This window comes from Pseudomonas piscis (genome assembly GCF_009380155.1).
In the GTDB taxonomy this organism is placed as follows: Bacteria; Pseudomonadota; Gammaproteobacteria; order Pseudomonadales; family Pseudomonadaceae; genus Aquipseudomonas; species Aquipseudomonas piscis.
Genome location: NZ_WHUV01000003.1, coordinates 597,462 through 618,822, shown reverse-complemented (window position 1 = coordinate 618,822; position 21,361 = coordinate 597,462). Strand labels below are relative to the sequence as shown.

The 21,361-nt window shown below is 65.5% G+C and carries 23 protein-coding genes; 8 read left to right on the top strand and 15 right to left on the bottom strand.

From position 1 onward, the window contains the following. Positions 1–89: 89 nt before the first annotated feature. Together GDH07_RS19770 and GDH07_RS19765 are read left to right on the top strand one after the other, a co-directional pair. Positions 90–1,217, top strand: a complete 1,128-nt coding sequence (locus GDH07_RS19770) for a glycerophosphodiester phosphodiesterase (RefSeq protein WP_152898597.1) — start codon at positions 90–92, stop codon at positions 1,215–1,217. Continuing rightward, on the top strand, positions 1,218–1,898 hold the full coding sequence (locus tag GDH07_RS19765; protein ID WP_152898596.1) for an AraC family transcriptional regulator: 681 nt from the start codon (positions 1,218–1,220) through the stop codon (positions 1,896–1,898). On the opposite strand, the gene GDH07_RS19760 is transcribed toward GDH07_RS19765, so the two are convergent. Continuing rightward, positions 1,876–2,787, bottom strand: a complete 912-nt coding sequence (locus tag GDH07_RS19760) for a sterol desaturase family protein (RefSeq protein ID WP_053137121.1) — start codon at positions 2,785–2,787, stop codon at positions 1,876–1,878. The two genes, GDH07_RS19765 and GDH07_RS19760, sit on opposite strands and share 23 nt — an antisense overlap. A 158-nt stretch (positions 2,788–2,945) precedes the next feature. Here GDH07_RS19760 and GDH07_RS19755 point away from each other — a divergent pair, with 158 nt between their 5' ends. Beyond that, positions 2,946–3,263: a PepSY domain-containing protein gene (locus tag GDH07_RS19755; RefSeq protein WP_022640371.1), complete on the top strand. Its 318-nt coding sequence runs from the start codon at positions 2,946–2,948 to the stop codon at positions 3,261–3,263. Between the two features lie 65 nt (positions 3,264–3,328). On the opposite strand, the gene GDH07_RS19750 is transcribed toward GDH07_RS19755, so the two are convergent. Continuing rightward, positions 3,329–4,954, bottom strand: coding sequence for a methyl-accepting chemotaxis protein (locus tag GDH07_RS19750; RefSeq protein ID WP_053137124.1), 1,626 nt, complete (start codon positions 4,952–4,954; stop codon positions 3,329–3,331). A gap of 271 nt (positions 4,955–5,225) precedes the next feature. Here GDH07_RS19750 and GDH07_RS19745 point away from each other — a divergent pair, with 271 nt between their 5' ends. Beyond that, positions 5,226–6,248: a transporter gene (locus GDH07_RS19745; protein WP_022640372.1), complete on the top strand. Its 1,023-nt coding sequence runs from the start codon at positions 5,226–5,228 to the stop codon at positions 6,246–6,248. A 238-nt stretch (positions 6,249–6,486) separates the two neighbouring features. Further along, a complete protein-coding gene (locus GDH07_RS19740; protein WP_152898595.1) occupies positions 6,487–8,097 on the top strand; it encodes an inorganic phosphate transporter in 1,611 nt (536 codons plus the stop codon). 57 nt (positions 8,098–8,154) lie between these two features. On the opposite strand, the gene GDH07_RS19735 is transcribed toward GDH07_RS19740, so the two are convergent. From GDH07_RS19735 to GDH07_RS19715, 5 genes are all read right to left on the bottom strand, one after another. Next, the gene (locus tag GDH07_RS19735; protein ID WP_053137127.1) at positions 8,155–9,129 is read right to left on the bottom strand and encodes a 5-oxoprolinase subunit C family protein; all 975 of its coding nucleotides are present in this window, start codon (positions 9,127–9,129) and stop codon (positions 8,155–8,157) included. Then, the gene (locus GDH07_RS19730) at positions 9,126–9,998 is read right to left on the bottom strand and encodes a 5-oxoprolinase subunit B family protein (protein ID WP_152898593.1); all 873 of its coding nucleotides are present in this window, start codon (positions 9,996–9,998) and stop codon (positions 9,126–9,128) included. Before GDH07_RS19730 ends, GDH07_RS19735 begins: the two co-directional genes overlap by 4 nt. Further along, on the bottom strand, positions 9,995–11,368 hold the full coding sequence (locus tag GDH07_RS19725) for an acetyl-CoA carboxylase biotin carboxylase subunit (RefSeq protein ID WP_152898591.1): 1,374 nt from the start codon (positions 11,366–11,368) through the stop codon (positions 9,995–9,997). The genes GDH07_RS19730 and GDH07_RS19725 overlap by 4 nt, the downstream gene beginning before the upstream one ends. Before the next feature lie 10 nt (positions 11,369–11,378). Then, complete coding sequence (locus GDH07_RS19720; RefSeq protein WP_022640376.1) at positions 11,379–11,621, bottom strand: acetyl-CoA carboxylase; 243 nt, start codon at positions 11,619–11,621, stop codon at positions 11,379–11,381. Between the two features lie 93 nt (positions 11,622–11,714). Next, positions 11,715–12,473 carry a 5-oxoprolinase subunit PxpA gene (locus tag GDH07_RS19715; RefSeq protein ID WP_022640377.1) on the bottom strand — a complete coding sequence of 253 codons (759 nt, stop codon included), beginning with the start codon at positions 12,471–12,473 and terminating at the stop codon, positions 11,715–11,717. A 119-nt stretch (positions 12,474–12,592) separates the two neighbouring features. Here GDH07_RS19715 and GDH07_RS19710 point away from each other — a divergent pair, with 119 nt between their 5' ends. Beyond that, entirely contained in the window at positions 12,593–13,510 is a 918-nt protein-coding gene (locus tag GDH07_RS19710) for a LysR family transcriptional regulator (protein WP_022640378.1), read from the top strand. A gap of 63 nt (positions 13,511–13,573) precedes the next feature. Here the strand turns inward: GDH07_RS19710 and GDH07_RS19705 are convergent, their stop codons facing one another. From GDH07_RS19705 to GDH07_RS19690, 4 genes are read right to left on the bottom strand one after another with little or no spacing between them, the layout of a single operon-like run. Next, entirely contained in the window at positions 13,574–14,155 is a 582-nt protein-coding gene (locus GDH07_RS19705) for a PqiC family protein (RefSeq protein WP_022640379.1), read from the bottom strand. After that, on the bottom strand, positions 14,152–15,843 hold the full coding sequence (locus tag GDH07_RS19700; RefSeq protein ID WP_053137139.1) for a PqiB family protein: 1,692 nt from the start codon (positions 15,841–15,843) through the stop codon (positions 14,152–14,154). The genes GDH07_RS19705 and GDH07_RS19700 overlap by 4 nt, the downstream gene beginning before the upstream one ends. Next, positions 15,836–16,450, bottom strand: a complete 615-nt coding sequence (locus GDH07_RS19695; RefSeq protein WP_022640382.1) for a paraquat-inducible protein A — start codon at positions 16,448–16,450, stop codon at positions 15,836–15,838. The genes GDH07_RS19700 and GDH07_RS19695 overlap by 8 nt, the downstream gene beginning before the upstream one ends. Next, positions 16,450–17,058 (bottom strand): paraquat-inducible protein A, encoded by a 609-nt coding sequence (locus GDH07_RS19690; protein WP_031320352.1) that lies wholly within the window; start codon positions 17,056–17,058, stop codon positions 16,450–16,452. Before GDH07_RS19690 ends, GDH07_RS19695 begins: the two co-directional genes overlap by 1 nt. Positions 17,059–17,210: 152 nt before the next feature. On the opposite strand from GDH07_RS19690, the gene GDH07_RS19685 reads away from it, so the two are divergent. Then, positions 17,211–17,858 (top strand): TetR/AcrR family transcriptional regulator, encoded by a 648-nt coding sequence (locus GDH07_RS19685; protein WP_152898590.1) that lies wholly within the window; start codon positions 17,211–17,213, stop codon positions 17,856–17,858. A 9-nt stretch (positions 17,859–17,867) separates the two neighbouring features. Here GDH07_RS19685 and GDH07_RS19680 read toward each other — a convergent pair whose 3' ends face one another. After that, positions 17,868–18,302, bottom strand: coding sequence for a multidrug/biocide efflux PACE transporter (locus GDH07_RS19680; RefSeq protein WP_022640385.1), 435 nt, complete (start codon positions 18,300–18,302; stop codon positions 17,868–17,870). An 88-nt stretch (positions 18,303–18,390) separates the two neighbouring features. On the opposite strand from GDH07_RS19680, the gene GDH07_RS19675 reads away from it, so the two are divergent. Further along, entirely contained in the window at positions 18,391–19,245 is an 855-nt protein-coding gene (locus tag GDH07_RS19675; protein WP_053137152.1) for a LysR family transcriptional regulator, read from the top strand. A gap of 6 nt (positions 19,246–19,251) precedes the next feature. Here GDH07_RS19675 and GDH07_RS19670 read toward each other — a convergent pair whose 3' ends face one another. The 3 genes from GDH07_RS19670 to GDH07_RS19660 are packed head-to-tail and all read right to left on the bottom strand — an operon-like array spanning position 19,252 to position 21,355. Beyond that, positions 19,252–20,493 carry an RNA polymerase sigma factor gene (locus GDH07_RS19670; protein ID WP_152898589.1) on the bottom strand — a complete coding sequence of 414 codons (1,242 nt, stop codon included), beginning with the start codon at positions 20,491–20,493 and terminating at the stop codon, positions 19,252–19,254. Next, the gene (locus GDH07_RS19665) at positions 20,493–20,984 is read right to left on the bottom strand and encodes an SRPBCC family protein (protein WP_022640389.1); all 492 of its coding nucleotides are present in this window, start codon (positions 20,982–20,984) and stop codon (positions 20,493–20,495) included. Before GDH07_RS19665 ends, GDH07_RS19670 begins: the two co-directional genes overlap by 1 nt. A gap of 26 nt (positions 20,985–21,010) precedes the next feature. Further along, the gene (locus GDH07_RS19660) at positions 21,011–21,355 is read right to left on the bottom strand and encodes a YciI family protein (protein ID WP_022640390.1); all 345 of its coding nucleotides are present in this window, start codon (positions 21,353–21,355) and stop codon (positions 21,011–21,013) included. Between the last annotated feature and the right edge of the window lie 6 nt (positions 21,356–21,361).

The following is a 21,361-nucleotide window of genomic DNA, read 5'->3' as shown; positions in this document are numbered from 1 at the left end:
CGCTCGATGTCGCTCTGGCGATAGCACAAGCGTCATCGAGTTGTTAAAAGATAGCGACTCGTCCCCGCCCCCACGAAAGGATTTCGAGCATGCCCAACCCCTTCCACTCCAGAACCCTGATGCTGGGCCTGATGCTCGCATGCGGCCTGGCCCAGGCCGCGGAACCGGCCGATCCCGAGGCCCTGGCCGCTCGCCTGGGTATTGCACGGCCAGCGGTCATCGCCCACCGCGGGGCTTCTTTCGATGCTCCCGAATCCACCGCCGCCGCCTACATGGTGGCTCGCGACCTGGGGGCCGATTACCTGGAGATGGATCTGCAGCGCAGCAAGGATGGCGTACTGTTCGCCCTGCATGACAACAACCTGCAACGCACCACCGATGTCGCGCAGAAATTCCCCGAACGCAAGGACCGTCCGGCCAACGCCTTCACCATGGCCGAGCTGAAGACCCTGGACGCCGGCAGCTGGTTCAACCAGGCCCACCCCGACCGCGCCCGGCCAGGCTTCGTCGGCCTGCAGATCCTCACCCTGGATGAAATCATCGATATCGCCCAGGGCAGTTCGGCGCACAAGCCCGGGCTCTACATCGAGACCAAGGAACCCCAGTTGTTCCCGGGTATCGAGCACGACCTCAAGAAAAAACTCCAGGACCGCGGCTGGTTGAGCCCGGCCGGCTCGACCCTGGCCAAGAGCGACCTGGCAGCAGGCCAGGGCAAAGGCCAGGTGGTGCTGCAAACCTTCGACAAGCACAGCCTGGAACTGCTGCACCAGGAAATGCCCCAGGTGCCCAAGGTCCTGTTGCTGTGGCTCGCGCCTGGCAGCATCGAGCCGGCATCCGGACAGAGCTTTGCCAGCAGCGGTGAAACCGACAAGGCGGCCTTCTATGCCCGCCAGCAACCCCGGGACCAGGCAGAGTTCAAGCGCTGGGTCGACTTCGCCAAGGCCCGGGGCGCCATCGGCACCGGCCCTTCGGCAGCCCTCTCGGGCGGTGGCGAACAGAGCTACGCCGACCTGGTGCAGCCGTGGATGAACCAGTACACCCACGATCAGGGGCTGCTGGTGCATGTCTATACGGTGGACGAGCCGGTGGACTTCCAGAAGGTGATGAATGCCGGCGTCGATGGCATCTTCACCAACCGCAGCGACCAGTTGCTCAAGTACTTCCAGCGTCCGGCCGGCACCAGTGTCACCCGCCTGCTGGAAGCCAGCGGCTACTGAATGAGCGACTCCCGCTGGCAGGGCGAACTCTGGCTGGGTCGTGACTTCGGCCTGGTCCACGGGTTCATGGGGCGTACCACGCCCCATGCCCACTACGCCCATCAACTGATCATCGCCCCCGGGCAGCCGGTCACCGTGGAGCTCGATGGTGTTCGCCAAAGCGGTCACTACCTGATGATCCAGGCCCTGTGCCGCCACGCCATCGTCGAAGCTCCCGAAGCGGCGTTCACGGTCTATGCCGAACCGCTGTCGATCGATGCGCGGGACCTGCACCAAAGCGTCAGCGAGGTGACACCCGGCTTGCCCGAACTGGAGGCCGCGCTACGCTCCTGCCCGCGCCAGCCCATGGTCGACCGGCGCATAGAGCGGGCGTTGCAGGCCCTGGACGCGGCCCTGGACGGCAAGGTGGCGGCCGCGCAATTGGCGGCCCAGGCCAACCTGTCCCTGAGCCAGCTGGAGCGCTTGTTCGCCCGCGACGTGGGCCTGCCGGTACGCCGCCTGGTGCTGTGGCGGCGCCTGCGCCTGGCCATGGCCCTGATGCTCCAGGGCCAGGCCATGACCCAGGCGGCCCACGGCGCCGGGTTCGCCGACGCCGCGCACTTCTCCCGGACCTTGAAAGCACTGTTCGGCGTCACCGCCGGCCAGGCCCTCAAGCATCTCAGGCCCCGCCTGCTGGCTTGACCTGCCGACGCAGGGCTTGCGGCACCTTGGGCTCGGCGCTGTAACGCTGGACCTTGAAGGGCTCCAGCAGTTGCCGCCAGTACCCCGCCGGGTAGTCCGGACGGCTGCCGATGCCCAGGTCTCCCGGACGCATCGGGTAATCATGCCGGTAGAACGTGGTGCCCAGCAGCCAGTCCCACAGGTTGAAGAACAGACCGAAGTTCACATCCCCGGCACGCCCGTACTTCATATGGTGGAAGCGGTGCACCGGGGCCCAGGCGAACACCAGGCGCAGTACGCCAAGGCGCATGTCGACATTGGAATGCTGCAACAGCAACTGGATGGCGATGGCCAGTGCCAGCAGCTGTGCCACCGGCAGCGGGATGCCCAGTATGAGTAACGGCAACAGCCCTGCCGAGGCTTCGAGCAACTGGTGCAAGGGGTGCTTGAGCAGGCCGTTGAAGCCATACATGCGCTGCACGCTGTGGTGCACCGCATGCAGGCGCCACAGCCAGGCCCAACGGTGACTGGCATAGTGCGCCAGGGTGATCCCGCAATCGGCCACGGTAACCGCGAGCAACAGCTGTCCCCAGAGCGGCCAGTCCCGGGGCCACAAGCCATCGTGGGCCAGCAGCATCGCCAGCCCCGGCAGCGCCAGCAGGCCGATGGCATTCAAGCCTTCGTTGACCACGGCGTGCAGGCAGTCGCGCAACCGGTCCCCGTGGGAGCGGTTCCAGGCGGGCTCGTAAGGCAAGCCCCACTCCGCCAGGAAGGACACGCCAAGGGCCCCCAGGAACAACCAGGGCAGGCCCGCCGCCGAGCCACCCGCACTGCCCATCCACCAGACACCGGCGCCGATAAAGCCACCGAAGAACAGCGGCCCATACAACCACGCAAGCATTCGTTTCATCCGTCTTGTCTCCATCGATAAGGAGACAGCAGCTTGCCGGCCAGCCAGGCCCGCAGGCTTGAACAAACGGCGCAATCGGTGGCGGGAATTAAGGGTGAATTAAGTTGCGCTGGTTAACCTGTGCCCATCCAAACCCATCACCCCCGAAGGAATCATCCATGAGCAAATTCTCCGCACTGCTGGCCGCCACCGCCCTGACCCTGAGCGCCGGACTGGCCCAGGCCGATGTCCGCCCGGACCTGATCCCGGGCCTGCTCAAGTCGGGCGCCATCATGGACCTGGAGAAACTCAACCAGGCCGCCCTGGCCCAGCATCCCGGCACCAGCGCCGCCAACATCACCGACACCGAGCTGGAACAGACCGCCAGCGGCGCCTACGTCTACCAGGTGGAATTGCGTGACAGCAAAGGCATCGAGTGGGATGTGGACCTGGATGCCAAGACCGGCAAGGTCCTGGCCAACAAGCAAGACCAGTAACCTGCAGATAGCACAAGGCCGCGCCTCTACAAGGGGCGCGGCCTTGTGCTTTGCGGGTCCAGGGATCAGGCGCTCAGGCGCGCCGTGACCTCGTTCAGCTGGCCCGACAGGACATGCAGGTTGCGGCTCGCCGCCTCGGTACGCTGGACGTTGTCCAGGTTGGTGCTGGCGATGGAGGTGATCTCGGTCAGGTTGCGCGAGATGTCCTCGGCCACCGAGGTCTGCTCCTCGGCGGCGGTGGCGATCTGCCGGTTCATGTCGCGAATCGCTTCCACCGCCTGGGTGATGCGCTCGAGCATGGCCCCGGCCTCGGTCACCTGTTGCACGCTCTGTTCGCTGCGCGACTGACCGCTCTCGATGGCATGGGCGGCATCCACCGCGCCGGTCTGCACGGTCTGGATGATCTGGTTGATCTCGGTGATCGAGGCCGCGGTGCGCTGGGCCAGGCTGCGCACTTCATCGGCGACCACGGCGAAACCGCGTCCCGCCTCGCCGGCCCGGGCCGCCTCGATGGCCGCGTTGAGGGCCAGCAAGTTGGTCTGTTCGGCGATGCCCTGAATCACTTCCAGCACCTTGCCGATCCTGCCGCTGTCGGCTTCCAGACGACGGATCACCGTAGCGGTGTTGGCGATCTCGCCACGCATCTGGGTGATGCTGTCGATGGTGCTCTGCATCACCTGCTCGCCCTGCTGCGCCGACTGGTCGGCATCGTCCGCGGCCCGGGCGGCATCGGCGGCATGGCGTGCCACTTCCTGGGCGGTGGCGGACATCTCGTTCATCGCCGTGGCCACCTGGTCGGTGCGGCTGAACTGGTCGTTGGTGCCCTGGGACATCAAGGTCGCGATGGAGTTGAGCTCACCACTGGAGGTATCCAGGTCCGAGGCACTGCGCTGCAGGCTGGTGAAGGTCTGGGCGAGGAAGTCACGCAGGGTGTTGGCGGCGGCGGCCAGCTTGCCCAGCTCGTCCTGGCGAGTGTTGTCCACCCGCTGGGAGAACTGGCCACGGCTGAGCTGGGCCACATAGTCGATCAACTGGCGGATCGGCTCCACCAGGCTACGGTTGACCAGCCACAGGCTGAGCAGGCCGATCAGCAAACCGGAAATGAGCATCACCAGGATACCCAGCCACACCGTACGATCGGCGGCCGCACTGATCTGCAACGACTGCTGTTGGCCCTGCTTGCGCAACTCGACCACCAGCTCGCTCATCTGCTCGCTGGCGGCACGGTCGAAGCCCTTCACCGCAGCATCGCCGGCACTCGGATCGGCACCGCCGGCCACATAGGCATCACGGGCCTTCTGGTAGGCCTGGCCAAGGGCCAGATGCTCCTGGGCCAGACGCTGGACCCGGCTCTTGAGCGAGGTCTCCAGGCCCTGGGTCTGTGCCAGCTCGCCAAGGATGTTCTGCACGTCGCGCTGGCGATCTTCGAACTGCTGCCAGTACTTGTTCATTTCCTGGGGCTGCTTGCCTCGCAGCAGCACGTTCTTCCATTCCTGCACCTGGATCTTGAACTGCAGGTTGGCCTCGTCGATCAGTTGCGAACTGTGCAGCGGACCTTCGATCAGCTCGCGGTAGCTCTGCACGCCATTGGACAGCAATTGAAAGCACGCCAGGGCGATCAACAGCATCGCCAACAGGCTGCCACTCAGCAGGGCAAGAATTTGCCCTCTCAGGGATTTTTGCAAAAACATCGAGAAGATCTCATGGCAGGGATGGAGCAGGCCCGATAAGGCATGCGTAAGTCCGAACGTCCCTGTCGGGCGCATTCGAGACGGCTCGAATGCGCGTGGCATGTGAGCGTGATCGGCATCGACGACACATTCTTGAGAGCCGCCGACCGCCGGTATAACGCGGCGAATCATGGACTTTCAATTGTCACAAAACCGTCAAGAAGCATTGCCATGATGTGGCTCAAGTGAACCTGTGAAACCCGCGCGGGCACTGTCCCTCCTGCGAGCCCCCATGAACCACAGCATCGACCAGAGTCACCGCGATTCCGATCTGTTTGGCCTGCTCTACGGTTACCGCTTCCGCCCCGGCGAACGTGGTCGCGAAATGGATTCGGCCAAGGCCCTGCAAGCCCTGCAATCCGCCGAACACCAGGATGAATTTCTCTGGCTGCACCTGAACCTGGCCCATGCCGCTTGCGAGCGCTGGATGCAGGCCCACCTGCAACTGCCCGATGAATTCTTCGAAGCACTGCATGAAGGTTCGCGCTCGACCCGCATCGAGCACGTGGACTCGGCCCTGCTGGCGGTGGTCAACGACGTGGTGTTCAACTTCAGCAGCATGCTGTCCTCGGACATCTCCACCCTGTGGGTCTGCGTACGCAGCAACCTGATCATCAGCGCCCGCCTGCAACCCCTGCATTCGGTGGACAAGCTGCGCTCCTCGGTCAAGGCCGGCGAGCACTTCCGCTCGCCCCTGGAACTGCTGGTCCACCTGCTACGGGACCAGGGCGAGGTGCTGACCCAGATCGTGCGCAAGACCAGCCTCAGCGTCGACCAGATCGAAGACCAGTTGCTGGCGGCCAGGGTCTCGGCCAACCGTGCCGAACTGGGAGCCATGCGCCGGGTACTGGTGCGCCTGCAACGGCTGCTGGCCCTGGAGCCGGGCTCGCTGCTGCGGCTGCTCAACCGGCCGCCGCCGTGGTTGCAGAAGGACGACGTCAAGGAGCTGCGCAAGTCCACCGAGGAGTTCGCCCTGATCATCAGCGACCTCACGGCCCTGGGGGAGCGGATCAAGCTGCTGCAGGAGGAAATCGCCGCCAACCTCAACGAGCAGAGCAACCGCACCCTGTTCACCCTGACCGTGGTCACGGTGCTGGCCCTGCCGATCAACATCATCGCCGGCTTCTTCGGCATGAACGTCGGCGGCATTCCCTTCTCCGGCGATCCGGAAGGCTTCTGGATCCTGGTGGCGCTGGTGGTCACCTTCACCGTGATCGCCGGGCGCTGGGCCTTTCGCAAACGCCAGGATTACTGACCCCGCGGCCGTACGCAGCCTCGCTGGCGCTCGACAGCGGCTACACAGCACCACCGTATCCGCAACCCCGCCTCGTGTAGCCGATGCCGCAGGCTGCGCACGGCTCGGCACGAGCCGCCGGGGGGCAAACGGATCAACGGGCCTGTCAATCGCACAAACCATGACCTGGGGCAGTCTGCCTGTAACATTCGGCAACGATCATGGAAGCCATTCCTTCCAGCCACAGGATTGTCCAGCAATGGCCACCCCTTCCCTGACCGTCGCCTCCCCCAGCGTCGACGCCAAACCGCAACTGGATAAGAAACCCGGTCCCTTCACCCTGGTGGCGTTCTTCGCCGTATTGGCCCTGGGCCTGTTGTTCACCGCCTACAGCCTGATGCACGACATGCACGAACTGGGCACCACGGTCACCACCTGGACCCCGTTCCTGCTGCTTGGCGTCGCGCTGCTGATCGCCCTGGGCTTCGAATTCGTCAACGGCTTCCACGACACCGCCAACGCGGTGGCCACGGTGATCTACACCCATTCGCTGCCACCACAGTTCGCGGTGGTCTGGTCTGGCCTGTTCAACTTCCTCGGGGTGCTGCTGTCCAGCGGCGCAGTGGCCTTCGGCATCATCGCCCTGCTGCCGGTGGAGCTGATCCTGCAGGTGGGCTCTTCCGCCGGCTTCGCCATGATCTTCGCCCTGCTGATCGCCGCCATCCTGTGGAACCTCGGCACTTGGTGGCTCGGCCTACCGGCCTCGTCGTCCCATACCCTGATCGGCTCGATCATCGGCGTCGGCGTGGCCAACGCCCTGATGCACGGCCGCGATGGCACCAGCGGCGTGGACTGGGGCCAGGCCACCAAGGTCGGCTATGCCCTGCTGTTCTCGCCGCTGATCGGCTTCGTGTTCGCCGCCCTGCTGTTGCTGGCCCTGCGCCTGTTCGTCAAGAACCGCGCGCTGTACAAGGCGCCCAAGGGCGACACCCCGCCACCGTGGTGGATTCGCGCTCTGCTGATCCTGACCTGCACCGGGGTGTCGTTCGCCCACGGCTCCAACGACGGCCAGAAAGGCATGGGCCTGATCATGCTGATCCTGGTGGGCACCCTGCCCATGGCCTACGCCCTGAACCGCACCATGCCCGCCGACCAGGCCCTGCAGTTCGCCGCCGTGGCCGAAGTCACCCAGCAAGCCCTGGTCAAGAGTGCTCCACAGGCCGCGCCAACCGATCCTCGCGCGGTGCTCTCGGAATACATGCGCAGCAAGCAAGCCACGCCCGAACTGGTGCCAGCCCTGGCCGCCCTGGCCGGTGCCATCGGCAATGAAGTGAAGGGTTATGGCTCGCTGTCCAAGGTTCCGGCCGAAGCCATGGGCAACGTGCGCAACGACATGTACCTGACCAGTGAAACCATCCGCCTGATGGACAAGAACCAGGTCGGCCATTTCGACCAGGACACCCGCGACAAGCTGCAACTGTTCAAGCAGCAGATCGACAACGCCACGCGCTTCATCCCATTGTGGGTGAAGATCGCGGTGGCCATCGCGCTCGGTCTGGGCACCATGGTCGGCTGGAAACGCATCGTGGTGACCGTTGGCGAGAAGATCGGCAAGACCCACCTGACCTACGCCCAGGGCGCGTCGGCGGAAACCGTGGCGATGCTGACCATCGGCGCGGCGGACATGTTCGGCCTGCCAGTGTCCACCACCCACGTGCTGTCCTCGGGGGTGGCCGGGACCATGGTGGCCAACGGCGGCGGCTTGCAGATGCGCACCATCCGCAACCTGGCCATGGCTTGGGTGCTGACCCTGCCGGCGGCGATCCTGCTGTCCGGCAGCCTGTACTGGCTGTTCACCCAACTGTTCTAGCCAGCAGTCCCCTGCGGCAGCGGCTACACGATGCGTGAGCCGCCACGGACGGGTGGATCAGGACGCAAACAGCTTGCTCAGGCAAGCCAGTTTCTTCTTGTAGGAACGCCGGGCCTCCAGCGCCTCTTCCAGGGTCACCGGAATAAAGCGCGCCTTCTGGTTGGGCTGCATCTGCCCCACCAGGTCCAGGTCGGCGCTGATCACCGTACCGATCATTGCGTAGCCGCCACCGGACACCGCATCCCGATGCAGGACGATGGGCTCCAGCCCCGCCGGCACCTGGATCGAACCGATGGGATAACAACTGTCGACGATGTTCGACGGATCGGAACCGGCACCGAACGGCTGCTCCCGAGGCTGGAAGCCCAGGGCACTGCCACCCTTGAAGCGATAGCCGATGCGATCCGCCTCCGAGCCCACGGTCCAGGGTTCGGCGAAGAAACTCGCCTTGGCCCCCTCGCTCAGGCGTTCGTAATAGAGCCCCGGCACCACCCGCAGACTGATCTCGCCCCCCAGGGACTGGCGCAGCGCCATGGGCAGGCTGGCCCCCGGGCGGCCCTTGCCGCCGGCGATCCCCACCGGCAGCTCATCGCCGGCCGCCAAGCGCCGCCCCTGGAAACCGCCCAGGGCGCCCAGGGCATAGGTGGAACGGCTGCCCAGCACCAGCGGCACATCGATGCCACCGGCCACCGCCAGGTAGGCCCGGGCCCCGGCCTTGGGGAAGTCGAAACGCAGCACTTGCCCGGCCTTGACCGCGAACGCGGTATCCAGGTGCCTGTCCACGCCATCGAGCTTGGGCGTCATGTGTGCACCACAGACCGCCACCAGGGCATCGGCAGTGAACTCAAGTTCCGGCCCGAGCAAGGTGCACTCCAGGCCCGCGGCGCCAGCCGGGTTGCCCACCAGTTGGTTGGCGGCGCTCAGGGCGTACTGGTCCAGGGCCCCGGACGGCGGGATACCCAGGTGATAGAAGCCCTCGCGGCCCAGGTCCTGTACCGACGTGGCCAGGCCCGGTTTGATGACCTTGATCATGCCAACACCTCCTGCAGCGACTTGGGATAACCGACCGGGTCGGCGAGAAAGGCATCCAGGGAAAACTCCACCTCACGGATGCGCAGGTCGAAGCGCCCGGCCTCCACCTCGGCCACCGCGTGGTCATAGGCCTCGCGATCGATAGGCTTGAACTGCACGATGTCCCCGGGGCGGAAGAACACCATGTGCTGCTTGAGGTAGGCCAGTTGCTGCTGCGGATCGTAGATCGGTGCCGGGGTCACGCCGAACATCTGGTAGCCACCGGCGCCGCGCACCGAGTAGATGCAGCCGAAGCAGCCGCCATGGCCCAGGGTCAGCTTCGGCGTGTCGGTGCGCGGCCGCAGGTACTTGGGCACCTGCAACTGGCGCTCGCGCTCGACCATCTGGAACATGAACGGCAGGCCGGCGACGAAACCCACCATGGAGACGAACCAGGGCGCGCCACTGTGGGCGGCGATGAAGGCGTCGACATCCGCCAGGCCGTTGATCCGCGCCGCGTATTCGAGGTCGCTGGCGTCCGGGTCCTGGTGCCGGTCGCGAAAACGCATCAGGGTTTCATGGGTCCAGGGGTCGTTGTACAGCACCGGGATCTCGATGATCCGCGTGTGCAGGCTGCGCTCGGCCACGGCGCCGGCCTCGGCCTCGCGCACGGCCTCCAGCAGGGCCTGGGGCGCGATGCGATCCGGATCGAAACGGATCTGGAACGAGGCATTGGCCAGGCATACGTCCAGTACCCCATCCAGGGTCAGGCGCTCCACCGCGCGGGTGACCGCCATGCCCTTGAAGAAAGCCTCCAGGGACATGCTGTCGCTGACTTCGGCGAACAGGTGCTCGTCGGCACCAAAGCTGTAGCGGATCGGTTGGTTCATGCGACACCTCCGGCACGGCGCCCGGCCAGCCAGGTTTCCAGGGTTGCGGTATGGAAGTCCGCGCTCGCCAGCCAAGGCTCGGCCAGCAGCTCGCGATGCAGGGTCAAGGTACTGGCCATGCCAGTCAAGGTCGTTTGCTCCACGGCCGCCCGCGCCCGAGCCAGGGCCTGCTCGCGGTCGGCGCCATGGACGATCAGCTTGGCCAGCAGCGAGTCGTAGTAGGGCGGCACGGCATACCCCGGATACAGGTGGCTATCGACCCGCACCCCCGGCCCTTGCGGCCAGGACAACTCCTGGACCTTGCCCGGGCTGGGGAAGAAGTCCCGCGCCGGGTCCTCGGCGTTCAGGCGCATCTGCAGGGCCGCGCCATCGAGGTGGATATCCTCCTGGCGCAGATCCAGCGGTTCACCACCGGCGATACGCAGCATGGCCTGGACCAGGTCGACACCGGTGATCAGCTCGCTGATGGGATGCTCCACCTGGATCCGGGTGTTCATCTCGATGAAGAAGAACTCGCCGGTGCTGTCGTCATACAGGTACTCAAGGGTGCCAGCGCCCTGGTAGCCCAGGGCCTCGGTGAGGCGCACCGCACTGCTGCACAACTGCTCGCGCTGGGTGGCATCGAGTACCGGCGATGGCGCCTCCTCGAAGATCTTCTGCCGCCGCCGTTGCAGCGAGCATTCACGTTCGAACAGGTGCACCGCACGCTTGCCGTCGCCCAGCACCTGGACCTCGATATGCCGGGCCCGGCCAATGAACCGCTCCAGGTACAAGGCGCCGTTGCCGAACGCCGCCTGCGCCTCGCGCTGTGCCCGGGGAAACTCCTCGGCCAGTTGCGCCGCATCCTCGGCCAGGCGAATACCCCGCCCGCCGCCACCGGCCGATGCCTTGATCAGCAATGGAAAACCCACCGCCTGCGCCGCTTGCAACGCAGCTGGCAGGTCGAACAGTTCGCCGGGCGAACCGGGCACCACCGGCACCCCGGCGGCCTGGGCGGTACGCCGGGCCTCGGCCTTGTCGCCCATGCGGCGGATGGTCCGCGCATCGGGGCCGACGAAGATCGCCCCGGCCTGGACCACCGCCTCGGCGAACTCGGCATTTTCCGAAAGAAAGCCGTAGCCCGGATGCACGGCATTGGCGCCGCTGGCCTCCAGGGCTGCCAGCAGGGCCTGGATATTCAGGTAGCTCTTGTCGGCCCGGGCCGGGCCGATGATCTGCACTTCGTCGGCCAGGCGCGCGGCCATGGAGTCGGCGTCCGCCTCGCTGCAGGCAGCGACGGTGGGAATGCCCAGGGCCTTGGCCGCGCGAATGATGCGCACGGCGATCTCGCCACGGTTGGCGACCAGCAGCTTGCGAATGGATTCGGTCATGGGGCGGCCCTCACTCGACCAGGGTCGCGACGACCTGGCCCGGTTCCACCGGGTCACCGTCCTCGACCAGGAAGGCGCCGACCTGGCCGGCGCTGCCGGCAGTGAGCTCGGAAAACTGCTTCATGACTTCGATCAGGCCGATCACGGTATCGGCGCTGACGCTGTCGCCGACCTCGACGAAAGGCGCCGAGTCGGGCGTGGCCTTGCGGTAGAAAGTGCCCGGCAAGGGGGTGATGACGTTGTATTCGGCCATGTCTGTTTCTCTTGGAATAGTTGTCGAAAGGCAGGCAAAAAAAGCAAAACCGCTTGGAGTCGCGTCGATGCGCGAGGCTTGGCGAGCAACGCCTCAGCGCGGCGCTCGCACCTGGATGCCGGCCAGGTCCAGCGCGGCGCGGGTGGCTTCCACCAGGTCCAGGGCACCTGGGGTGTCGCTGTGCAGGCAGATGGAGTCGAACTCGATGGCCAGGTCCTCGCCCTCCACGGTGCGGACCAGCCCTTGCTGGCAGGCGCGCAGGACCTTGGCGGCCACCTCATGGGGATCCAGGACCCGCACCCGGCGGGTAAAGACGATGGAGCCGCTGAGGTCGTAATCGCGATCGGCGTAGAACTCGCGGATCACCGGTTGCCCCAGTTCCTGGGCGATCCGGCAGATCACCGAACCGGGCATGCAATACAGCAGCAGTTCGGGTTCGAGTTTCTGCAGGTTTTCCACCAGCAGTCGCGCCGCCTCCTCGTCCCGGGCCAGGTGCATGTACAACGCGCCATGGGGCTTGATGTGCTGCAACTTAAGGCCCTGGACCCGGGCCAGCTCACGCAGGGCGCCGAGTTGGTAGAGCATGTCGTCTACCAGTTCCTGGGCCGGGGCGTTGATGTGGCGCCGGCCGAACCCCACCAGGTCGCGAAAGCCCGGGTGGGCCCCGATGGCCACGCCCCGCAGCCGGGCCTGCTCGATGGTGCGGCGCATGGTGCCGGGGTCGCCGGCATGGAAGCCGGTGGCGATGTTGGCCGAGCTGATGAAGCCCATCAGCTCGTTGTCGACGCCATCGCCGATGGTCCACGGGCCGAAGCTTTCGCCCATGTCCGAATTGAAATCCACTGCCTGCATCACTGTTGCTCCAACGTTCGTGACTTCGTGCGATGGACGTTAGAGCGGCCTTGACCCCTTGGGAAGATCTATTATCAGATAGAGCTTGTTCTGAAAATCAGATACATGGACGGATAGAAATGTCGTTGACCCTGCGCCAGGTACGTTACTTCGTGGCCACTGCCGAGATCGGCCAGATCTCCCAGGCCGCAATCCACCTGAACATTTCCCAATCGGCGGTGACCACCGCAATCAAGGAACTGGAAGCGATGCTCGCCGTGCAGCTGTTCGTGCGGTCGGCCCAGGGCATGGGCCTGACCGATGCCGGCCGGCACTTCCTCAACCGCGCCTACGTGATCCTGCGCAGCGTCGACGACGCGCTCAACAGCCCGCTGCCCGACTACCGCGCCAGCGGCACCCTGCACTTGGCCGCCAGCTACACGGTGATCGGCTACTTCCTGCCGCACCATCTGCAGCGCCTGGGGCACTGGCACCCGGACGTCACCATCGAACTGCACGAACAGGAACGCCAGGCCATCGAACAGGGGCTGCTGGCCGGGCGCTTCGACATGGCGGTAGTGCTCACCGCCAACCTGACCCACCCGGATATCGTCTCCGAGACGCTGTTCAACTCCGAGCGCAGGCTGTGGCTACCGGCCCATCACCAGCTGTGCGAACGGACCAGCGTCAGCCTGGCGGACGTGGCCGAGGAGCCGTTCATCCTGCTCACCGTCGACGAAGCGGAACAAAGCGCCATGCGTTATTGGGAACAGGCCGGCCAACAGCCCAGGGTGCGGGTGCGCACCAGCTCGGTAGAAGCGGTGCGCAGCATGGTGGCCAACGGCAGCGGCGTGGCGATCCTCTCGGACCTGGTGCATCGGCCCTGGTCGCTGGAGGGCAAGCGCATCGAGACCCTGAGCCTGAGCGACCCGGTCACGCCCATGAGCGTCGGCCTGGCCTGGCGTCGCGACCGCGCCTTCACCCCAGCGATGCAAGCGCTGCGGGACTACTTTCGCGATGCGTTCCTCGCCCCCCAGCAACTCTCCGCCCGGCGCTGAAGCGACCAGGCGACCTTCAGCGATCAAACGTCGATACGAAGCGGCTTGGGCCGCTGCATTGGATCAGGGGCAGGACCAGCGCTGGGCGGCGCCGGCGATCTGCCCGGCCAACTGGGCGATGGCCTGCTGGTGGGCCTGCACCAGGCTGCCGAGCTCGACGCCCGCCGGCTGGCGGATCTGGCTGCTGCAGGTCAGGCTGCGGGCCGGGGTGCCTTCGCTGCGCTGGCGCAGGCTCCAGACCACATCGATCAAGGCATAGCGCCCGGGCAGGGATTCGAAGCGCCGCACATCGGTCTGCAACGACAGCACCGGGCGCCCGGGCTGCTTCGGCAGGCCCTCGAGGTTGCGGGTCCCCAGCTTCGCCTCCATCTGGCTGGCCAGCGCATCGTGGAACTCATCCACCAATGGCGCGCTCCAGCGCTGGGTCTCGAGGATCGCCAGGGTGCCGCTGTCCTGGCGCACCACCAGCTGTGGCTGGTCCACCTGGACCGGGATGCGCACCGTGGACATCTCGAACTGCAATCCCGAGTTCCTGGCCGTGGCGCCTTCGGTCACCGGCGGCATCAGGGTGTAGTAATGGGTGGGCGCGGAGCTGCACGCGGCAAGTCCCAGGGTCAGGCTCAACAACAGGGCACGGGTTTTCATGGCTGGGCTTCCGGTACGGATTCGCGAACGGAGGAGGATGGCGACTGGTAGGCATCCGGTTGATTGTCCTTGAGGCGTCCGCGAATCAGCGCCTCAGGATGGCGACCGAGGAAATCGGTGAGCACCCGCACCGAACGGGCCGTGCGCTGCACCTCCTCCATGGCCTGGCCAAGTCTCTGGCGCTGTGGCGAGTCCTCGGAGAAGCTCTCGTTGGCGCTGGCCAGGGTCTTCTTCGATTGCTCCAGGGTTTCGCGCATCTGCGGCAGGACCTGGCCGTTGACCTGCTTGAGGGTCTTGTTCATTTCCGCCAGGCTGGAATCCAGGTTGGCGGCGATGGAATCGATCGGCAGCTTGCTGATCTTGTCCATGGTCGCTTGCAGTTGCTCCTGCAGCTTGTCCAGGCTGCCCGGTACGGTAGGAATCTCCAGTGGCCGGGCGCTGGGGTTGTAGGCCACGGGCTTGGCGTTGGGCACGAAGTCCAGGGAGATGAACAGCTGCCCGGTCAACAGGTTGCCGCTGCGCGCCTGGGCCCGCAGGCCATTTCTGACGAAGGCGCCGATCAGTTGCGCGGAGCGGGCGTCGTCTTCGCCGCCGGTCTGCTTCAGCAGTTTTTCATGGGCCTTGCCCAGGCGCTCGGGGTAGATCACCGCCCCCACCAGGGTCGGGAAGTACTTGCGCTCCTGGTCATAGTCCAGGTCCATGGACACCACCTTGCCGATGTTCACCCCGAGGAACTCCACCGGTGCGTTGATGGCCAGGCCACGCAGCGCCTGGTCGAAGCGCATGCGGATGTAGTACGGGGCGCCGTCTGGCGGTGCCAGGGCGGTGTCCTGGTCCCCGAACAGGTTGTATTCGGCGTTCTCTTCAGCCGGCTTGGCGTTGGGGCTGTACTTGGGTTCGACGAAGGCGATGCCACCGGCGAGGATCGACGACACCGACTCGGTGTTGACCTTCAGCCCGTTGGCGCCGAGGGTCACGTCCACGCCGCTGGCATTCCAGAAGCGGCTATCGGTAGTCACATACTTGTCGTTGGGCGAGTTGACGAAGATCTTCACGTCCACGCCCTTGCCGCTGTTGGCCAACTGATAGGACACCACCTGGCCGACCTGGATGCGCCGGTAGTAGACCGGCGAGCCGATATCCAGGGAGCCCAGGTCATCGGTATGCAGGGTGAAGCGCTTGCCCTTCTGGCCATAGGTGATGGGCGGTGGAGTCTCCAGGCCCTTGAAGCTGTCCTTGCGCTTGTCCGAGCGGCCGGCGTCGGCGCCGATGAAGGCCCCGGACAGCAGGGTGTCGATACCGGAAACGCCACTGGCGCCGATGCGCGGACGCACCACCCAGAACATCGAGTCCTCGGCGGTGAAAGGCTCGGCGGACTGGTCCAGTTCGACCTTGGCCACCACCTTGCGCCGATCATCGCTCAAGGCGATGGAGGTCACCTTGCCGATCACCACGTTCTTGTACTTGACCTGGGTCTTGTTGGCCTCCAGGCCCTCGGCGGTCTGGAAGCTGATGCTGATTTCCGGCCCGGCGGACATCGACTTGTGGACCACCATCGACAGCCCCACCAGGGCCGCGACTATGGGTACCAACCATACCAGCGAGACATTGAAGCGTCGCGTGCGCAGCGCCGGGGCGCCAGGGGCTGACGGGGAACTTGCTGCGTTGGAACCTGGATGATCAGACATCTTCAACCTCTACATCCCAGATGAGCCGGGGATCGAAACTCATGGCGGCGAACATCGTCAGCACCACCACCAAACCGAAAAACAGAATGCCCATGCGCGGGTCGATGGAGCTCAAGGCACGGAACTGCACCAGGGCCGCCACCAGCGCCACCACCAGTACATCGAGCATCGACCAGTAGCCGATCACCTCGACGAAACGATACAACTTGGCCCGCTCGCGCTGGGCCCAGCGCGAGCGGCGCTGGCAGGTCACCAGGAGGATGCCGAGGACGAAGAACTTGATGCCCGGCACCACCACGCTGGCGATGAAGATCAGCAGCGCGATGTCCCAGGAGCCGGCTTTCCAGAACTCCACCACGCCACTCATGATGGTGTTCTCGCTGGCATTGCCGAAGATGTTGGTGTGCATCACCGGCAACAGGTTGGCCGGGATGTAGAAGATCAGGCTGGCCAGGAGCAAGGCCCAGGTACGCGACAGGCTGTTGGTCTTGCGCGCATGCACCGCCGAATCGCAGCGCGGGCAATAGTGCTCGGACGCCTGGCAGACCTGGCCACAGGTGTGGCACAGCTTGAGTTGATGGTCCCGGGCATAGGGCGGTGTGCTCATCAGTAGCGACCCTCCAGGTCATCCCAGAGGTAGCGGATGTCCTTGCCGGAAATCAGGATGATCAGCACCGTCAGCATCGCCAGGGCCCACAGCCCCAGCCCGGGATGCACGTCGAGCATGCCCGCCAGCTTGACGATGGCCACCAGGATTCCCAGCAGGCAGACCTCGAGCATGCTCCAGGGCCGCAGGTGCTCCAGGGCGCGCATGCAGGCCTTGAACCCCGGCGCGGCGCGGCCGAAATTGGCAAAACCCAGCACCCAGCACAACAGGACGATCTGCAGGCCCGGGGCGAGGATGATGGTCAGGCCGGTGACTGCGGCGATCAGGCTGATCCGGCCCTGGGCCAGGGCCTCCACCGATTGCCAGAGCGTCGCTTCGTTGCTCAGGCCTTCGAGGCTGATCTTGATCACCGGGAAGAAATTGGCGAAGACGAACAGCAACCCGGCGGTGATCGACAAAGCGAACAACTGCTGCACGTTCAGGTGCCGGGCGCGGGCCAGCAATGCACCGCAGCGCGAACACTGCGCCGCCTGACCTTTACCGAGCGGCACGGACTCGTACAGGGAGTCGCAGTGTTCGCAGATGATCCAGTTGCGAGAATTAGTCATGTTTTTCAGAAAGCCGGAAGGATGGCGAGCACAGAGGAAGGCTCCCGCCGCCGGGTATTTTCAGCAAAAGTAGAAGGTCGTGTCTAGTTTTTCCAAGGACTGGACACAACCTTCTACGCCATAATAGGCGCCCCCGAAAAACTTCGCCGACCATGAACGACACAGCCCCCTCCTCCACCAAGCTCCAGCGCACGCCCAAGCAGACCCGCGGCCACCAGCGGGTCACGGCCATTCTCCAGGCCTGCGCGCGCCTGCTGATCCAGCTGGGGGTAGCGAACCTGACCATGCACGGCATCGCCAGGGAAGCCGGCACCTCCATCGGCTCGCTCTATCACTTTTTCAGCGACAAACAGCAGGTGCTGGAGGCCCTGGGCCAGGGCCATATCGCCGCCATGAGCGCGATCGCCGAACCCTTGCATGGCGTCGATGAGAGTCATTGGCGAGGCCTGAGTTCCCGGCAAGTGATAGAACAGACCACCCTGCCGCTCCTGCAATACATCGAGCAGCATCCCGACCTGTTGCAGATGCTCACTCCGGGCTATGCCCTGGGCCAGTTGCAGGCCCCGGGCCTGCACGTGCAGATGCAGAACCTCTATGACCGGGTATTGAAGGCGCGCCTGCCCAATGCCAGCGCCCGGCAGCGCGAAACCTGGGGGCAGGTGCTGCTCGGCCTGCCCCTGGGCCTGTTCCAGCGGGCCCAGGAACACCAGGAGCTCAAGCGCGAGTTATTGCTCGAAGAAGTGCCGCGAGCCTTGGCAGCCTACCTGGACACCATCGAGAAGCTGCTCGCTCCGGCATGAAGCTGGCCCTCAATGGGCCAGCCGTACCTGCAGCCACTTGTTGCGCAACACGTCATAGGCCCAGTGATAGAGGTAGGTATAGGGCAGGAAGAACAGCAACACGCCAATGTCGAGGATCAACGCCTGCAGCAGGCTGATCCCCAGCCACCAGGCGATCAAGGGCACGGCGACCACCACCAGTCCAGCCTCGAACAGCAGTGCGTGCACCACCCGGCTCCAGCCGCCATGGGCGATCCGCAGGCGCTTGAGCAATCGATCGAAGAGGCTGTTGAACAGCACGTTCCAGGCCAGCGCCAGGAGGCCGATGCCCAGGGTGACCACGCCCATGTCGACCATCGGCCGATCCATGACCCAGGACAGCAGCGGAGTACAGATCAGCAACGCCAGCAATTCGAAGGCGACGGCCTGGGCAATGCGTTCGGTGAGGGATTTGTGAAGGCTCATGGCCTGCTCCTGAAGTGAAGACGCTGGCGATCTTCCAGGATGCGATCGATACTTCCTAACCAATAACCATCGACCAAGGCGATACTTCATGGCATCCAACGAAGTGCTGCTGGCATTCGTCCAGGCCGCGACCCAGGGTTCGTTCTCCGCCGCCGCGCGCAAGCTCGGCAAGAGCCAGTCGACCATCAGCGCCGCAGTGGCCAGCCTGGAGATCGACCTCGATGTCCAGCTGTTCGACCGCTCCAGCCGCAAGCCCGGCCTGACCCCGGCCGGACAGGTGCTACTGCGCCGCGCCGAGGAGATCCTCGCCGCCACCAGCCGCCTGGAACTGGCCGCCAGCCAGTTGTCCCAAGGCATCGAGGCGAGGCTCACCGTAGCCCTTTCCGATACCTACCAGTCCGATCGCTTCGAAAGCTGCCTGAATGCCTTCGAGCAACGCTACCCGGAGCTGGAACTGGAATGCCTGATCGCCGAGTGCGATGACCTGGTCGACCTGGTGCAAAGCGGCCGCGCGCAGATCGCCTTCGCCGAGAAACAAGCCGATTACCCGGCCGACCTGGAACACCAGACCATGGCCGAACGCGGCGAGGTATCGCTGTTCGTGTCATGCCAGCACCCCCTGGCCAAGCTCGATCGGGTGGATCAGCAGGCCCTGGGCCAGCACCGCGAACTGCGCCTGGCCACGGTGCTCAACCCCTATGACAGCCGCCCCCAGGGCCGGGTCTGGTCGGCCCCCAGTTATCTGATGCTGATGGAAATGGCCCAGGGCGGTTTTGGCTGGGCGCCGTTGCCGCGCTGGCTGGTGGAGAAGTTCGGCGCCGGCAGGCTGCAGGAACTCAAGGTCCGCGGCTGGCCACGGCCGGTGCTGGTGGACGCGCTCTGGTCTCGCCTGCAGCCACCGGGGCCGGCCGGCAGCTGGTTCCTGCAACGGATGCTCGGCTGATAGAGACTACAGCTGGTCCAGGCGACGCTCGAGAAAACGTCGCTCCGGCGCCTGGCGGACCAGCTCCAGGGCCCGCCGGTAGGACTCGCGCGCCGCCTCGACCTGCCCCAGCTGGCGACAGAAATCGGCGCGGGCGGCATGGGCCAGGTGATAGTCGGCCAGCTCGCCGCGACGCAGGATCCGTTCGACCTGGACCAGGCCGGCCGCCGGTCCGTCACGCTTGGCCAAGGCCACCGCGCGGTTGAGTTCGATCACCGGCGAGGGCTGCAACCGCAGCAGCACATCGTACAAACCGACGATCTGCGGCCAGTCGGTCTGGCTGGCCATGGGCGCCTCGGCATGCACCGCGGCAATCGCCGCCTGCAGGCAGTAAGGCCCGCCCCCGCCGCTGCGCAAGCCTTGCTCCACCAACGCGCAGCCTTCGTCCATCAGCTCACGCGACCACAAGCGGCGGTCCTGTTCTTCCAACAGGATCAACTCGCCATCGGTGCCAAGGCGCGCCGCCCGCCGCGATTCGTGCAACAACATCAGGGCCAGCAGGCCCATCACCTCGGCCTCCGGCAGCAGCTCCAGCAACAGGCGCCCCAGGCGGATCGCCTCGCGAGTCAGGTCGCCGCAGGTCAGCTCGGCCCCCAGGGACGCCGAGTAGCCTTCGTTGAACACCAGGTAGATCACCCGCAGGACACTGTCCAGGCGCTCGGGCAACTCGTTCAGTGCCGGTACCTGGTAGGGAATCGCCGCATCGCGGATCTTCGCCTTGGCGCGCACGATGCGCTGGGCGATGGTGGCCGGGGTCGCCAGGAAGGCGCGGGCGATCTGCTCGGTGCTCAGGTCGCAGATTTCCCGCAGGGTCAACGGCACCTGGGCATCCGCCGCCAAGGCCGGATGGCAGCAGGTGAAGATCAGCCGCAGGCGGTCGTCTTGCACGTCTTCACCGCTCCAGTCCTCCTGCTCCAGTTGCTCCAGCTGGCTGGCCAGGGCGGCCTGGGAAGCGGCGAAACGTGCCCGCCGGCGCAAGCCATCGATGGCCTTGAAGCGCCCGACGGACACCAGCCAGGCCCGGGGGTTGGCCGGGATGCCGTCGTCCTGCCAGCGCTCCACCGCCACGAAGAAAGCCTCATGCAAGGCTTCCTCGGCCAGGTCGAAATCCCCCAGCAGGCGGATCAGGGTGGCGAGGATGCGCCGCGACTGCTCGCGATAGACCTGCTCCACCAGCGCCGTCACTGCCGCTCCGGCCTGGCCCGGCATCAGTCGGGCATGCCCTGGGTGACCAGGGTCACCAGGCGCTCCAGGCTCTGCCCCCAGCCCTCATGGAAGCCCATGGCTTCATGGGCCTGGCGATCGGCCTCGCTCCAGTGCATGGCGCGAGCGGTATAGAGGGTCTGGTCGCCCCGCTCCTCGAAGGTCACCTCGGCGGTCATGAACGGCTTGCCCGAGGGGATCCAGCCCGGCAGGAAGGCGTCGGTGAACACCAGCCGCGACGGTGCGTCGATCTCCAGGAACACTCCCATGGTCGGATACTCGCTGCCATCGGGGGCGCGCATCAGGGTCCGAAACTGACCGCCGACCCACAGGTCCATCTCGCACTCGGGAGTGGTCATGCCGTGGGGCCCCCACCATTGCGCCAGCAACGCCGGTTCGGTCCAGGCACGGAACAGCTTGCTGCGCGGGGCATCGATCAAGCGGCTGATCGACAGTTCATGTTCGGCGGGCACGCGGCCCGCAGTCTGCAAAGTCATCGCGACGCTCCTCTGGCTGGTTGCCATCAGGGATTGAGTTCACGTACCGGGCGCACTTCCACGCTGCCGACCCGGGCTGCCGGAATCTGCCCGGCGACCTGGATCGCTTCGTTGAGATCCCGAGCCTCCACCAGGTAGAACCCGGCCAACTGCTCCTTGGTTTCGGCGAACGGGCCATCAGTGATCGACAGCTTGCCGCCGCGCATGCGCACCGTGGTAGCGGTCTGCACCGATTGCAGGGCCTCGGCGGCGAGCATCCGCCCGCTGTCGCGCACCGCCTCGGCATAAGCCAGGCACTCGGCATCCTTCGGGCTATCGGGCAGGCTGTGCAGCAGTTGTTCGTCGCTATACACCAGGCATAGGTATTTCATGGGCAC

Bases quoted from the DNA above. Each gene is read 5' to 3' on its own strand.
- GDH07_RS19770 (WP_152898597.1), top strand. From the start codon at position 90: ATGCCCAACCCCTTCCACTCCAGAACCCTGATGCTGGGCCTGATGCTC.
- GDH07_RS19765 (WP_152898596.1), top strand. From the start codon at position 1,218: ATGAGCGACTCCCGCTGGCAGGGCGAACTCTGGCTGGGTCGTGACTTC.
- GDH07_RS19760 (WP_053137121.1), bottom strand. From the start codon at position 2,787: ATGAAACGAATGCTTGCGTGGTTGTATGGGCCGCTGTTCTTCGGTGGC.
- GDH07_RS19755 (WP_022640371.1), top strand. From the start codon at position 2,946: ATGAGCAAATTCTCCGCACTGCTGGCCGCCACCGCCCTGACCCTGAGC.
- GDH07_RS19750 (WP_053137124.1), bottom strand. From the start codon at position 4,954: ATGTTTTTGCAAAAATCCCTGAGAGGGCAAATTCTTGCCCTGCTGAGT.
- GDH07_RS19745 (WP_022640372.1), top strand. From the start codon at position 5,226: ATGAACCACAGCATCGACCAGAGTCACCGCGATTCCGATCTGTTTGGC.
- GDH07_RS19740 (WP_152898595.1), top strand. From the start codon at position 6,487: ATGGCCACCCCTTCCCTGACCGTCGCCTCCCCCAGCGTCGACGCCAAA.
- GDH07_RS19735 (WP_053137127.1), bottom strand. From the start codon at position 9,129: ATGATCAAGGTCATCAAACCGGGCCTGGCCACGTCGGTACAGGACCTG.
- GDH07_RS19730 (WP_152898593.1), bottom strand. From the start codon at position 9,998: ATGAACCAACCGATCCGCTACAGCTTTGGTGCCGACGAGCACCTGTTC.
- GDH07_RS19725 (WP_152898591.1), bottom strand. From the start codon at position 11,368: ATGACCGAATCCATTCGCAAGCTGCTGGTCGCCAACCGTGGCGAGATC.
- GDH07_RS19720 (WP_022640376.1), bottom strand. From the start codon at position 11,621: ATGGCCGAATACAACGTCATCACCCCCTTGCCGGGCACTTTCTACCGC.
- GDH07_RS19715 (WP_022640377.1), bottom strand. From the start codon at position 12,473: ATGCAGGCAGTGGATTTCAATTCGGACATGGGCGAAAGCTTCGGCCCG.
- GDH07_RS19710 (WP_022640378.1), top strand. From the start codon at position 12,593: ATGTCGTTGACCCTGCGCCAGGTACGTTACTTCGTGGCCACTGCCGAG.
- GDH07_RS19705 (WP_022640379.1), bottom strand. From the start codon at position 14,155: ATGAAAACCCGTGCCCTGTTGTTGAGCCTGACCCTGGGACTTGCCGCG.
- GDH07_RS19700 (WP_053137139.1), bottom strand. From the start codon at position 15,843: ATGTCTGATCATCCAGGTTCCAACGCAGCAAGTTCCCCGTCAGCCCCT.
- GDH07_RS19695 (WP_022640382.1), bottom strand. From the start codon at position 16,450: ATGAGCACACCGCCCTATGCCCGGGACCATCAACTCAAGCTGTGCCAC.
- GDH07_RS19690 (WP_031320352.1), bottom strand. From the start codon at position 17,058: ATGACTAATTCTCGCAACTGGATCATCTGCGAACACTGCGACTCCCTG.
- GDH07_RS19685 (WP_152898590.1), top strand. From the start codon at position 17,211: ATGAACGACACAGCCCCCTCCTCCACCAAGCTCCAGCGCACGCCCAAG.
- GDH07_RS19680 (WP_022640385.1), bottom strand. From the start codon at position 18,302: ATGAGCCTTCACAAATCCCTCACCGAACGCATTGCCCAGGCCGTCGCC.
- GDH07_RS19675 (WP_053137152.1), top strand. From the start codon at position 18,391: ATGGCATCCAACGAAGTGCTGCTGGCATTCGTCCAGGCCGCGACCCAG.
- GDH07_RS19670 (WP_152898589.1), bottom strand. From the start codon at position 20,493: ATGCCGGGCCAGGCCGGAGCGGCAGTGACGGCGCTGGTGGAGCAGGTC.
- GDH07_RS19665 (WP_022640389.1), bottom strand. From the start codon at position 20,984: ATGACTTTGCAGACTGCGGGCCGCGTGCCCGCCGAACATGAACTGTCG.
- GDH07_RS19660 (WP_022640390.1), bottom strand. From the start codon at position 21,355: ATGAAATACCTATGCCTGGTGTATAGCGACGAACAACTGCTGCACAGC.